Here is an 11,838-nt window from a genome sequence, read left to right as displayed (position 1 = left end):
CGGTGGGTGACAGCGTTGACAATGGAAGGATCGTCGATCAGGTCCATGTCCGCCAGCCACCGACTCGGCCATGTCGCCCTGCGGGTGCAAGACATGGATCGCGCCAAGCGCTTTTATCTCGGGCTCGGCCTGCGGCTCACCTGGGATGCCGACGACTGGTGCTACGTGCAGTGGCCTGCCACCGGCGAAGGCATTGCCCTGTTGAGCCCGAGCTATCGCGCCGCTGGCCCCCACTTCGCCTTCCACTTCAACGATCGCGCTGAGGTGGATCGGATCCGCGAGCAGCTGGTGGAGCAGGGCCACAGCTGCGGGCCGGTGCACGACCACCGCGACGGCACTGCGTCGTTCTACATGCAGGATCCGGAAGGCAATTGGCTGGAGATGCTGTACGAGCCGGCCGGTGGCATTCCCTCCAACACCGGCGCCGAACCGATTGCGGTGTTTCCGGCGTGACGGCTGCACCGCAAACCGGGTCGCAGGAGGCGCTGCCTGCTGAATTCGCCCTGGGCAATTCTCCTGGTGCCGATCTCCATGGAGATCCCGTTGGGGACACCGCCGTACCGGCACGCCAGCCTCACGCGGCAGCCCCCTCCAGTGGCATTCAGCGTGAGGCCCTCGAGCTGCTCGAGTGGGCCCGCCTGGGGGAGCATGTGGCCGGCTTCGCCAGCACCACGGCAGGCCGTCGCGTGTGCCGTGAGCTGCCGCTGGCTCCCAGCCTTGAGGCCAGCCGCCAGCTGTTGGCGCAAACCACCGAACTGCTGGCCCTCGATGGAGTTCTAGAGGGCGGCCTCAGTTTTCAGGGGGTGGCGGAGCTCACCCGCACCGTGCAGCTGTGTGCCAAGGGCGGGGTGGCTTCAGCTGATGAACTGCTGGATGTGGCCACAACATTGGCAGCGGCGCGCCGGCTCCGCCGCCAGATCGATGATCCCGAGTTGAGGCCCACCACCACGGCGCTGGTGGAAGAGCTCCGCACCTTGCCAGAACTGGAGCAGCGTCTGCGCTTCTGCATTGAAGACGGTGGCCGCGTCGCCGATCGGGCCAGTCCGCCTCTCGCCCAGTTGCGCCGCCAGATCGGTTCAGCCCGCCAGGAGCGCCGCGATCGCCTGAACGAGCTGCTACGTCGTTACGCCGCCCTGCTCCAGGACAGTGTGATCTCTGAGCGCAACGGCCGTCCGGTGTTGGCGGTGAAAGCCGGCGCCGCTAGCCAATTGCCGGGCCTGGTGCACGACAGCTCCGCCTCCGGCAGCACGGTGTTCATTGAGCCCCAGGCGGTGATTCCCCTGGGCAATCGGCTCCGCCAGCTCGAGGGTGAAGAGCGGGAAGCGGAGCGGGCTGTGCTCTTCGAACTCAGCGGCCTTGTGGGGCAGGAGCAACCGGCGCTGGAGCATCTTCAGCGGGTGTTGCTGTTGCTCGATTGCGCTCTGGCGCGAGCCCGCTACAGCACCTGGCTAGGGGCGGTGCGTCCCGAACTCGATGCCGACCCGCTGGCGCCGCTGCAGCTGGAGGGGCTGCGCCATCCGCTGCTGCTCTGGCAGGAGCGCCGCGAAGGCTCCCGGGCGGTGGTGCCGGTGAGCTTGCGGGTGCATGAGGGGCTGCGGGTGGTGGCGATCACGGGCCCCAACACGGGCGGCAAAACCGTGACCCTCAAGAGCGTGGGGTTAGCGGCCTTGATGGCCCGGTCCGGTTTGTTTGTGCCCTGTAGCGGCAGCCCGCGCCTGCCCTGGTGTGCCCAGGTGCTGGCGGATATCGGCGATGAGCAGTCGCTGCAGCAAAACCTCTCCACTTTTAGCGGCCATGTGCGCCGCATCGCCCGCATCCTTGAGGCGCTACCGCCCGTAGGTGCGGATCTGGCCAGCGCAGCCGGAGCCTCGCTGGTGCTGCTTGATGAGGTGGGTGCCGGCACCGATCCCGCCGAAGGCACAGCCCTGGCGATCGCCTTGTTGCGCCAGCTGGCGGAGCGGGCGCGGCTCACCATCGCCACCACCCACTTCGGAGAGCTCAAGGCCCTCAAATACAACGACGCCCGCTTCGAAAACGCCTCGGTGGCCTTCGATGTGGAAACCCTGTCGCCCACCTATCGCCTGCAGTGGGGCATTCCCGGGCGCAGCAATGCCTTGGCGATCGCCAATCGCCTCGGTTTTGATGCTGCAGTGCTCGATGAAGCCCAGCAGTTGTTGGCGCCCCGTGGTGAAGGAGAGGTGAATCAGGTGATCGCTGGGCTGGAGAACCAGCGGCAGAAGCAACAAGAAGCTGCCGAGGAGGCTGCAGCGCTGCTGGCTCGCACCGAACTCCTGCACGAGGAGCTGCTCCAGCGCTGGCAGCAACAGAAAGAACAGAGCGCTGAGTTGCAGGAGCAACGCCGCCAGGAGCTTGAACGCTCGATCCGTGACGGCCAGAAAGAGGTGCGACGGATCATCCGCCGCCTGCGCCAGGGCCGTGATGTGGATCCCTCCAGCCTCGGCGAAACGGCCCGTCGCGCTGGTCAACGCCTCAAGAAGCTCGAGCAGCAGCACCGGCCTCAGCCCGAACGGCGCGATCACAAGGGCTGGAGGCCCGGTGTGGGTGATCGGGTGCGGGTGCTGTCGCTGGGCAAGGCCGGCGAGGTGTTGGCCCTCTCCGCTGATGGCCGTGAGCTCACCGTGCGCTGCGGCGTGATGCGGCTCAACCTGGAGCTCTCGGCCATCGAAGGGCTCAACGGCGAGAAGCCCGCCCCGCCGGAGGCCACCGTGAAGGTGCGCAGCCGCACCCCCGTCGGCAGCCGCAGCCCCGATGTGCGCACGGAGCGCAACACCGTGGATGTGCGCGGCATGCGTGTGCATGAAGCGGAGGCGGCGGTGGAGGAGCGCTTGCGCACCGCCAGCGGCCCTCTCTGGGTGATCCACGGCATCGGCACCGGCAAGCTCAAGCGCGGCCTGCGCGAGTGGTTGGCCACCGTTCCCTACGTGGAGCGCGTCAGCGATGCTGAGCAAGGGGATGGCGGCCAGGGCTGCAGCGTGATCTGGCCGAAATAAAGGGCCTGGCGGCCTATCGCTTCAGCTCAGATCCGGCAGCACCGGTTCGCGGCTGGTTGCACTGGCCGGTTCGGGCCTTGGGATTGCTTCGCCCGCCTGATCGAACAGGCGCCAGCCATGAGGATCCACCTCGAGGTGCACGCTTTGGCCCGGCACCAGCGCTTGATCGGGTTCGGCTCGTAGCTGCACCAGGTGATCGCCTTCCAGCAGCCGTGCGGTGAGCAGCTGTTCGTTGCCCAGGCCCTCCACGTGGCATACCTCCGCCGGCAGGTTGCGGTTGGTGGCGGGAGCGAGCTTGAGGTGCTCGGCCCGCAGGCCGCCATGGAGATCCTCGCTGCCGCCGCGGGCCTGCCACTGCAAGAGCGCCTCGGCCATGGGGCCTTCGGGAATGAAGCGGCGGCTGCCGAGTTGCAGCTGGCCTTGGCCTGCGCTGCGCACCGGCAGCAGATTCATCGGCGGGCTGCCGATGAACTGCGCCACGAACAGATTGCTCGGCCACTGATAGAGCTCGGTGGGAGTACCGAGCTGCTGCAGGTGGCCCCGGTTGAGCACGGCGATGCGGTGGCCCATGGTCATCGCTTCCACCTGGTCGTGGGTCACGTACACGGTGGTGGTGCCGAGGCGGCGCTGCAGCTCCACGATCTGGGCGCGGGTGCCCGTGCGCAACTTGGCGTCGAGATTGCTGAGCGGTTCATCCATCAGGAACACCGCCGGCTGGCGGGCGATGGCGCGGCCCAGGGCCACCCGCTGCTTCTGGCCGCCGGAGAGCTCCTTGGGCAGGCGATCGAGCAGATGGTCGAGCTCAAGGGTGGCCGCCACGTCCTGGATGCGCGCTTCGATGCGCGTTTCGCGGCTGGAGGGAATGCGCAGTGGTTTGGGGAGGCCGCGGCTGGCGCGGTGCAGACCGTCCTGCAGTTGCTCAGCGGTGCTGCGCCGGCGCTGGCGGCGCAGGCCGAAGCCGATGTTGTCGGCCACGTTGAGGTGGGGGTAGAGCGCGTAGCTCTGGAACACCATCGCCACGTCCCGCTGCGCCGGCCGCAGGCCGGTGACGCAGCGATCGCCCACAAAAATGTCGCCACCGCTGGGGGCCTCCAGGCCCGCTAGCAGGCGCAGCAGCGTGCTCTTGCCGCAGCCTGAGGGGCCCACGAGTACCAGAAATTCACCATCGGCGATCTGCAGATCCACCTGGCGCAGCACCTGTACCGGCGCACTGCCGCGGCGCGGCGGGTAGGTCTTGCTGACCTGCTGGAAGCGAACCTCTGCCAAGACCAGGCCACACGGCGGCCCGATCCTAGGGTTGGTCAAATGCAGTTCATCGATCAGGCCCGCATTGCGGTGCGGGCGGGCCGCGGCGGCGACGGCATTGTGGCCTTCCGCCGTGAGAAATATGTGCCGGCAGGCGGCCCCTCAGGTGGTGATGGTGGCCGTGGCGGTGATGTGTGGCTGGAGGCCGATCCCAACCTTCAGACCTTGCTCGACTTCAAATACAAGCGGCTGTTTGAAGCCGTGGATGGTCGCCGCGGCGGGCCCAACAAAAGCACTGGTGCCAGCGGTGATGGGCTCACGATCAAGGTGCCCTGCGGCACCGAAGTGCGCGACCTGCGTACGGGCATCTTGTTGGGTGATCTCACCGACAAAGGCCAGAAGCTGCTGGTGGCTGTTGGCGGCCGCGGCGGCCTCGGCAACGCCCACTATCTGAGCAACCGCAACCGGGCACCGGAGAAGTGCACCGAGGGCCGCGATGGCGAGGAATGGAACCTCCAGCTCGAGCTCAAGCTGCTGGCGGAGGTGGGCATCATCGGCCTGCCCAACGCTGGCAAGAGCACGCTGATCTCGGTGCTGTCCGCGGCGCGACCCAAGATCGCTGACTATCCCTTCACCACCCTGGTACCCAACCTCGGTGTGGTGCGCCGTCCCACCGGAGATGGCACCGTGTTTGCCGATATCCCGGGCCTGATTGCCGGTGCCGCCCAGGGAGCTGGCCTCGGCCACGATTTTTTGCGCCACATCCAGCGCACCCGTCTGTTGATCCACCTGGTGGATGCCAGCTCCGACGACGTGGTGCGCGATCTGCAGGTGGTGCAGCAGGAGCTTCAGGCCTATGGGAACGGCCTGGAGGAGCGCCCCTGCCTGGTGGCGCTCAACAAAACAGAGCTGTTGCTGGATGATGAGCTCGAGGAGCGGATCCAGATGGCCAGCGACCATTGCGGCCGGCCCGTTCTGGCGATCTCAGCTGCCACTTCAGCCAACCTTGACAAGCTGCTGGCAGCCACCTGGAAGGAGCTCGGGATCTGAAGCTCGCTTCCGGGTGACGCCGCGGGGGTGACGACTCAGTCGTCGTAGACGAGGCACTCAGGTGCGTCGGGGTTGAGGTCGCAGAACACCTCAAGCGGGGTTGGGTCGTGCTTGTCCTCGGGGTGATGTGCTTTGTACTCCTCGAGGTCCTTCACTTCCTCTTCGAGGTGGCGGACCTTGCCCTGATCGCCGGCAGCGCGTGCCGCTTCGATCTCGGATTTGTCCTTCGCGATGTGCTCGTCGATGGTGCTCATGGAGGAGGCCGGAAGTGCTCGGCCGCTCGACATCGTGCACACCATACGGGCTGTGACCCCAAGCAGGAGATCTTTGTGGTGGGCTTCTGATTTCGGCCTGCTGCCCTGGAATGCGGCGCGCTTCCGCCAGCGTTGCTATGGAGAAGGCACCAGGCTCCTGGGGCCATGACACGCATTCGCCAACGCCGCGATCGCCATTTCATCGACGATCGCGATCGCCTGTACTGGATCAATGGTCCGGAGCATCACTGCTACCTCTCCGAGCAGCGCCAGTGGCGAACCGGCCTCAGTTTCGACGACGTGCTCGTGTGGAAGCAATGCGCTCCGAGCGGTCTGGTGAGCCAGCGCTTCAGCTCCCTGCAGGCGGCCTGCGAAGCGTTTGAACACAACCAGGTGCAGTGGTCGCTCGATCTGTACCTGCGGCGTATGGGGGACGAGATGGCGTTGCAGCGCGGCGTAGACGACTACAAGCCCACCGCCCTCAAGGAGGAGGAGGCCCGCACCGGTCGGATCCGCCGCCAGCCCTGGCTGGGCTCGAGCCCCACACCCGCCCCTCGTTGTGACCTCGCAGCTCGGCCTGGAGGTTGCCGGCCCTCAGCGGCGGATCTTCCCCATCAGCTGCGCCGCCGGCGCAGCAGCGCTAGCCAGCCAGTTCGCTGAGCTCGAGCCAGCGCTCTTCACCACGGGTAATCTGCGCCAGCAGCTCGGAGAGCTCCGCGCTGAGGGCTTCCAGGGCGGCGTAGTCGCTGCCGCCTGCGGCCAGCAGGCCCTCCAGTTCGCCGCGGCGGGCTTCCCACTGCGGCAGCTGCGCATCGAGCTGCTCCAGCTCCCGGGTTTCCTTGAAGCTGCGCCGGCGGGTTTTGGTGGTGCTGCTCGCGGGGGCCGGGGCTGCAGTGGCGCTGGGTGCTTCGGGTTTCGGCGCCGGGCTGCTGCTGGTGCCCGCGCCATGGCTGCTTGACGCCCCCTTGCTTTGCTGCCGCTCGAGATAGCTGCTGTAGTTGCCTTCGAAGCGCTCCAGCTGGCCGTCCTCGAAGCTGAACAGCCGATCCACGGTGCGATCGAGGAAGTAGCGGTCGTGGGAGACCACCACCACGCAGCCGCGGAAGTCTTCGAGGAAGTCTTCGAGCACGGTGAGGGTCTGCACGTCGAGATCGTTCGTGGGCTCATCGAGCAGCAGCACGTTGGGGGCCTCGATCAGCAGGCGGCAGAGGTGCAGCCGGCGGCGCTCGCCGCCTGAGAGCTTGCTCACCGGCTGGTGCTGCTGGGCCGGTGGGAACAGAAAGCGCTCCAACAATTGAGAAGCGCTGAGGGTGGAGCCCTCCAGCTCCACCGTGCTGGCGGCCTCCTTCACCACATCGATCACCTTGCGCTGGCGACCGGCGGCATCGGTGTCTTCCAGCACGTGGTGGCTGTGCTGATCGAAGTAGGCCAGCTTCACGGTGCTGCCCAGTTCGATCCGGCCGGCGTGGGCCTGGCGCCTCCCGGCGATCAAATCCAGCAGGGTGGATTTCCCAGAGCCATTGGGCCCGATGATCCCGATCCGATCTTCCGGGCTGAAGTCGTAACTGAAGGCTTGCAGCAGGGGTGAGGCGCCGCCATCGCGCGCTTCGTCGCTGGCCCACACCCCCAGCGCTTCCGCTTCGATCGCCCGTTTGCCCAGGCGGCGCTGGTTGGTGGCGAGGCTTAGCTGCCCTTTGGCCTGGCGCTTGGGCTGCTCCTGCATCGCTTCGATGCGTTGAATGCGCGCCTTTTGCTTGGTGCTGCGGGCTTTGGGCCCGCGCTTGAGCCACTCCAGTTCCCGCCGCAGCACGCTGCGGAGCTTGGCTTCGCTGGCGGCTTCCGCGGCATCTTCTTCGGCTTTGCGGGCTAGGTAGTAGGCGTAGTTGCCGCTGTAGCTGCGGGCTTCGCCGCGGTCCACCTCCACGATCCGGTTGGTCACCTGATCGAGCACATAGCGGTCGTGGGTGATCAGCACCAGGGCGCCGCGGAAGCGCTGTAGGTAGCCCTGGAGCCACTGGATGCAGTCGGCATCGAGGTGGTTGGTGGGCTCATCGAGCAGCAGCACATCCGGGTCGGCCACAAGAGCTGCGGCCAGGGCGAGGCGTTTGCGGTACCCCCCCGAAAGATCGCCAACGCGGCGCTGGGTGTCGCCGATGCCGAGCCGTTGCAGCACCTCGCGAATCTGTTGCTCCAGATCCCAGGCTTGGCTCTGGTCCATGCGGGCGTTGAGCTCGCCCAATTCCGAGAGCAGGGCGGTGTCGTCGTCGCCGTTGGCATGGGCGTGGGCCAGGGCGTCGCTCACTTCGGTGTAGCGCCGCAGCAGCTGCATCTTTTCGCCGCTTTCGGCGAACACCTGCTCGAGCACGGTCCGCTCGGGATCCATCTCCGGCTCCTGGCTGACGAGCACAATCCGCGCCTGGGGCAGGGTGCGCCGCTCGCCGGCGCCTGGGGGCTCCTGCCCCGCCAGCACCCGCATCAGGGTGGATTTGCCCGCTCCGTTCGGGCCGATCAGCCCCAGCCGCTCCCGCTCGCCCACATGCAGGCTGAGGCCGTCAAACAGGGTGCGGATGCCGAAGTCCTTGCGGACATCCACCAGGCTGATCAGGCTCAAGGTCTGGGTTGCTGCCGCTGCGCTTCCAGATAAGCAAACACGCTCTTGTCGCCCACATCCGCGTGCGCCGGCATCGGGAATTTGCGCAGGGTTAGCACCAGCAGCAGGCCCGCCTCCAGCCCCAGCAAGGTGCCGCTGGCTGCTACGGGCAACAGTCCGCTCAGGGCACCGAGCAGGGCCAGTGGCAGCAGCAACGTCACCCCGATCGCCTCGGGGCGGCGGAAGCAGAAGAATTCCTTGAAGCCGATGCCCGCCAGGGCGGCAAAGAAGAGCCCGATCGCCCAGATCCAGCGGGGATCAGCCGCCACGGCGGCGGCCATCCCGGTGGGACCCGCCCGCAGGGCCAGTGCTGCAAACCCCAGGCACCCCAGCAACCACAGCAGTTGCAGGGCGCGATGCAACGGCCGCAGATAAATGTGGATCCAGCGCAGGGCCAGGCCAACCCCGAGCAGCAGAGGAACTAGCCAGGGCCACAGCCAGGCCTCCCCCAGTTGCTTCCACTGCAGCAGCAGGCCCGCCTGGGCGAGGGCTGCCGTGAACAGGGCCAGGCGGTAGCCCAGTACCTCGCGCTCGTCGTCGGCCGTGATGCTGTACGGCCCGTACACCCCTTCGAAGCTGGTCATGGCTGCAGCGGTGCTTGCACCAGTGTGACCAGGGCTGGGCCGGCGGGCACGATCCCCGACGGGTGCAAGGGGAACAGCGCACCGAAGTAGTCGTGGCGCCAGGCCTGATCGCAGCAGGTGTCGGCCACGCCAGGCAGCCCATACATGCGTTGGCGCCAGCGCCAGAGGGCCGGCAGCTGCCAGAGGGGGCGCCGTGACACGCCGAACAGTGGTGCGTACACCAGCTCCAGGCGGATCAGCGTTGGGAAGAGCTGCACATCCGCCAGGGTGAGGTGGGTGCCGCACAGCCAGGGCCCGGCGTCAGCCATGGCCAGGGCTGCTTCGGCTTCATCCAGCGCTGCGAAGAGCTCGCCTTCCGCACGGTCGTAGGCCGCTTGGTTGCGCGCAAAGCCGCAGCGATACACCCCGTCGTTGACGGCACCTTGAAAGAGGTCTCGCCAGCTGCCCACCTGTGCACGGAGCTCCGGTGGGGCTAGATCGGGCGCGGTCATGGGCGCTGGCCATTGGTTGAGCAGCTCGATCAGCCGCGCGCTCTCCCCGAGCACCACCCGGCCGCTGCTGCGGTCCACCAGCACAGGCACGGTGGCCCGTTGGTTGGCGGCGGCCCCGGAGCGGCGATAGAGCTCCTGCAGGGTGCTGCAGCCCAAAAACGGGGTGTTGAAGCGCCAACGCCCGGCCTCTGGATCGGGCTCCACCACCAGCAGCTCGATCGAGTCCTGCAACTGCCGCAGCGTCCACACCAGCCAGGCCCGGTGAGCCCAGGGGCAGCTGCGCCCCACGATCAGCACATGCGATTGCGGTTCCGCCGCCGTGGCCGGCAGCGGTGGCAGCGCGCTGAAGGCTGCGGCGGGCCGTCGGTAGTGGCCATCGCTGTCGGCGGGCCCGAGTCCTTGCATCAGCTGTCGCCATTGCCAGCGCCAGCCGGCCCGGGCGGCGCTTACCACCCCAGGAGGAATCGCCATCGCCGCACGCGCTGCATCGTTGCCAGGCTGGCGCAACAACGAGCCGAAGGACAGGCATGGGCCAGGGCCGAGTTCTGGTGGTGGCGGCCACCCATGGCAACGAGCGCAATGCCCCCTGGCTGCTCGAGCAATGGCGTGCGCGCCCGGACTTGCTGCAGGCCTCGGGCCTTGCGCTGCAGCTGGAGATCGGCAATCCGGAGGCCTTCGCCGCCAATCGTCGTTATCTCGATCGCGATCTCAATCGCTGCTTCACCCCAGAGTTGTTTGCGGACACAAGCCGCAGCGAGCGCGAGGTGCTGCGGGCCCGTGCCTTGTTGGCGGCCCATGGTCCTGACGGACAGGTGCCCTGCGCCGTGGCCCTCGATCTGCACAGCACCACCAGCGCCATGGGCAATTCCCTGGTGGTGTACGGCCGCCGGCCCGCAGATCTCGCCCTGGCCGCCGGTATCCAGGCCCGCCTAGGCCTGCCGGTGTATCTGCATGAGGCGGATGCGGCCCAGACAGGGTTTCTGGTGGAGCGCTGGCCGGTGGGGTTGGTGATTGAGGTGGGGCCGGTGCCCCAGGGGTTGGTGTCGGCGGCGATCTGCCGGCAGACCCAACTGGCCCTGGAAGCGGCTCTCGACACCCTGGCCGCGGCGGCCGTTGGGGCGCTCCGCCTACCCCGATCCCTCCAGGTTCACCTGCATCACAGCAGCCTTGATCTGCTCCGTCAGCCGGATGGCACTCCGGCTGTTGCTCTGCACCCGCAGCTGCAGCACCGTGACTGGCGGCCTCTCCAGCCCGGCGATCCGCTGTTTTGGAGGGCCGATGGAACCGGCTTGGCCTACGCGCCTGAACCCGACACCGACCCATTGGCCCGATGGCCGGTGTTCATCAATGAGGCGGCGTATGGCGAGAAGGGCATCGCCTTGAGCCTCTGCCGCCGGGAGTGCTGGACCTGCGAGCCCAGCTGGGCAGAGGCTCTGAGCCGGTGGGCTCAGATGGCGGGGCCGTTGTAGATCAGCTGCTGCACGGTGCGGCCGTCGGGGCTGATCAGGATCTCTGTGGTGATGGTGGGGGGCTTGCCCATCTGCTGCCAACCGGGGGCGCCACCGTTGAAGCGGAACAGGAATCCTTCGGCAGTGCTGCTCACCAAGCAGCTGCCTCCGCTTCCGCCTGTGGAGAACATGCACGCGGCAGGCATGTATTTGCTCAGCCCACCGTTGAGCTTCACCACGGTGTTGCGAGCGAGGTTGAGGGCACGCTGGCGAGCCGGTGCCTGTTCTTGCAGCTGATTAATGCGTTCGAGGGTTTGATCGACGCCCTGGGAGAGGCCAGCGGCTGGTGCCAGGGCCAGCGCTGCGGCAGCCGCAACAGTGCTGGCGATCGAGAAGATGCGTGGCATGGCAAAGATGAGACGGGGTTAGGGGATCAGCCGCAGGCCCAGGTGCTCTGTTCCTTGGTGCAGGGCAAATCACTGCTGGTGCCATCGGCCCAGTAAATGCGAAGCCGATCGTCTGCGGTGCCCATGCGGAAGGTGAGCGATTTCACAGGGCCTGCCGGCGCTTTGCCGGAGGGGTCGGCCGTGTTACCTGCTCCTGGCTTGGCCTGGCGCTGCTCCAGCTGTTGGAGCCGCAGCTCAATGCGATTGAGACGCTCGTTCTCGGCAGTGGGCTGGCTCTGACAACCCACCAGCAGCAGCGCGGCGGCCAGAGACAGGGCGGAGAGGCGCATGGCCTGGGCGGAGAAAGGCAACTCCTAGCAGCGATCTTGAGGATTGACCAGGCGTTGCATCAGTCCGGCTGATCGGAGCGATCAGCGGATCTGCGGCCCACCCCATCCTTAAGAGCGCGTCACACGGCGCAAACATCCGTTACATTGGTGCGTGGCAGGGCGGGTTTCCGGCCTGTCCTTCCTTCCCGCTCATCAACGAGTCCATTTGGGCTTGGCTGCTGAGCACTACGTATCCCGTACTCATGACCACCACCATCCAGCAGCGCCAAGGCGCTTCTGCGTGGAACCAGTTCTGCGAGTGGGTCACCAGCACCGACAATCGCCTCTATGTGGGTTGGTTCGGCGTTCTGATGATTCCCTGCCTGCTGG

At 67.0% G+C, this 11,838-nt stretch carries 12 protein-coding genes and 1 pseudogene; 6 read left to right on the top strand and 7 right to left on the bottom strand.

The window, feature by feature from the left end; all coding sequences use genetic code 11:
• The first annotated feature begins 45 nt into the window (after window positions 1-45).
• Entirely contained in the window at window positions 46-453 is a 408-nt protein-coding gene (locus tag KUL97_RS13110; protein ID WP_217797447.1) for a VOC family protein, read from the top strand.
• 146 nt (window positions 454-599) lie between these two features.
• Window positions 600-3,011: an endonuclease MutS2 gene (locus KUL97_RS13105; protein WP_368656173.1), complete on the top strand. Its 2,412-nt coding sequence runs from the start codon at window positions 600-602 to the stop codon at window positions 3,009-3,011.
• A 21-nt stretch (window positions 3,012-3,032) separates the two neighbouring features.
• Here KUL97_RS13105 and KUL97_RS13100 read toward each other — a convergent pair whose 3' ends face one another.
• A complete protein-coding gene (locus KUL97_RS13100; RefSeq protein ID WP_217797446.1) occupies window positions 3,033-4,277 on the bottom strand; it encodes an ABC transporter ATP-binding protein in 1,245 nt (414 codons plus the stop codon).
• Between the two features lie 39 nt (window positions 4,278-4,316).
• On the opposite strand from KUL97_RS13100, the gene cgtA reads away from it, so the two are divergent.
• On the top strand, window positions 4,317-5,306 hold the full coding sequence (gene cgtA, locus KUL97_RS13095) for an Obg family GTPase CgtA (protein WP_217797445.1): 990 nt from the start codon (window positions 4,317-4,319) through the stop codon (window positions 5,304-5,306).
• Between the two features lie 35 nt (window positions 5,307-5,341).
• On the opposite strand, the gene KUL97_RS13090 is transcribed toward cgtA, so the two are convergent.
• Window positions 5,342-5,560 (bottom strand): Calvin cycle protein CP12, encoded by a 219-nt coding sequence (locus KUL97_RS13090; protein ID WP_217797444.1) that lies wholly within the window; start codon window positions 5,558-5,560, stop codon window positions 5,342-5,344.
• A 165-nt stretch (window positions 5,561-5,725) separates the two neighbouring features.
• Between KUL97_RS13090 and KUL97_RS13085 the strand changes: the two genes are divergently transcribed.
• Window positions 5,726-6,220, top strand: coding sequence for a hypothetical protein (locus tag KUL97_RS13085; RefSeq protein WP_217797443.1), 495 nt, complete (start codon window positions 5,726-5,728; stop codon window positions 6,218-6,220).
• On the opposite strand, the gene KUL97_RS13080 is transcribed toward KUL97_RS13085, so the two are convergent.
• The 3 genes from KUL97_RS13080 to KUL97_RS13070 are packed head-to-tail and all read right to left on the bottom strand — an operon-like array spanning window position 6,201 to window position 9,756.
• Window positions 6,201-8,171: an ABC-F family ATP-binding cassette domain-containing protein gene (locus tag KUL97_RS13080; RefSeq protein ID WP_217797442.1), complete on the bottom strand. Its 1,971-nt coding sequence runs from the start codon at window positions 8,169-8,171 to the stop codon at window positions 6,201-6,203. The two genes, KUL97_RS13085 and KUL97_RS13080, sit on opposite strands and share 20 nt — an antisense overlap.
• Window positions 8,168-8,794, bottom strand: coding sequence for a DUF2301 domain-containing membrane protein (locus KUL97_RS13075; protein ID WP_217797441.1), 627 nt, complete (start codon window positions 8,792-8,794; stop codon window positions 8,168-8,170). Before KUL97_RS13075 ends, KUL97_RS13080 begins: the two co-directional genes overlap by 4 nt.
• Entirely contained in the window at window positions 8,791-9,756 is a 966-nt protein-coding gene (locus KUL97_RS13070) for a glutathione S-transferase C-terminal domain-containing protein (protein ID WP_217797440.1), read from the bottom strand. The genes KUL97_RS13075 and KUL97_RS13070 overlap by 4 nt, the downstream gene beginning before the upstream one ends.
• A gap of 56 nt (window positions 9,757-9,812) precedes the next feature.
• On the opposite strand from KUL97_RS13070, the gene KUL97_RS13065 reads away from it, so the two are divergent.
• The gene (locus KUL97_RS13065; RefSeq protein WP_217797439.1) at window positions 9,813-10,754 is read left to right on the top strand and encodes an aspartoacylase; all 942 of its coding nucleotides are present in this window, start codon (window positions 9,813-9,815) and stop codon (window positions 10,752-10,754) included.
• Here KUL97_RS13065 and KUL97_RS13060 read toward each other — a convergent pair.
• Together KUL97_RS13060 and KUL97_RS13055 are read right to left on the bottom strand one after the other, a co-directional pair.
• The gene (locus tag KUL97_RS13060; protein ID WP_217797438.1) at window positions 10,733-11,140 is read right to left on the bottom strand and encodes a hypothetical protein; all 408 of its coding nucleotides are present in this window, start codon (window positions 11,138-11,140) and stop codon (window positions 10,733-10,735) included. The two genes, KUL97_RS13065 and KUL97_RS13060, sit on opposite strands and share 22 nt — an antisense overlap.
• Before the next feature lie 26 nt (window positions 11,141-11,166).
• Window positions 11,167-11,490 (bottom strand): hypothetical protein, encoded by a 324-nt coding sequence (locus tag KUL97_RS13055; RefSeq protein ID WP_217797437.1) that lies wholly within the window; start codon window positions 11,488-11,490, stop codon window positions 11,167-11,169.
• Between the two features lie 221 nt (window positions 11,491-11,711).
• Here KUL97_RS13055 and KUL97_RS13050 point away from each other — a divergent pair.
• Window positions 11,712-11,838, top strand: a pseudogene (locus tag KUL97_RS13050) (photosystem II q(b) protein); the annotation flags it as partial.

It is taken from the genome of Synechococcus sp. HK05 (genome assembly GCF_019104765.1).
GTDB lineage: Bacteria > Cyanobacteriota > Cyanobacteriia > PCC-6307 > Cyanobiaceae > Vulcanococcus.
Note: the sequence above shows the minus strand (reverse complement) of the source record. Positions and strands in the feature narration are given on the sequence as shown.

Bases quoted from the DNA above. Each gene is read 5' to 3' on its own strand.
- KUL97_RS13065 (WP_217797439.1), top strand. From the start codon at position 9,813: ATGGGCCAGGGCCGAGTTCTGGTGGTGGCGGCCACCCATGGCAACGAG.
- KUL97_RS13075 (WP_217797441.1), bottom strand. From the start codon at position 8,794: ATGACCAGCTTCGAAGGGGTGTACGGGCCGTACAGCATCACGGCCGAC.
- cgtA (WP_217797445.1), top strand. From the start codon at position 4,317: ATGCAGTTCATCGATCAGGCCCGCATTGCGGTGCGGGCGGGCCGCGGC.
- KUL97_RS13060 (WP_217797438.1), bottom strand. From the start codon at position 11,140: ATGCCACGCATCTTCTCGATCGCCAGCACTGTTGCGGCTGCCGCAGCG.
- KUL97_RS13090 (WP_217797444.1), bottom strand. From the start codon at position 5,560: ATGAGCACCATCGACGAGCACATCGCGAAGGACAAATCCGAGATCGAA.
- KUL97_RS13110 (WP_217797447.1), top strand. From the start codon at position 46: ATGTCCGCCAGCCACCGACTCGGCCATGTCGCCCTGCGGGTGCAAGAC.
- KUL97_RS13070 (WP_217797440.1), bottom strand. From the start codon at position 9,756: ATGGCGATTCCTCCTGGGGTGGTAAGCGCCGCCCGGGCCGGCTGGCGC.
- KUL97_RS13085 (WP_217797443.1), top strand. From the start codon at position 5,726: ATGACACGCATTCGCCAACGCCGCGATCGCCATTTCATCGACGATCGC.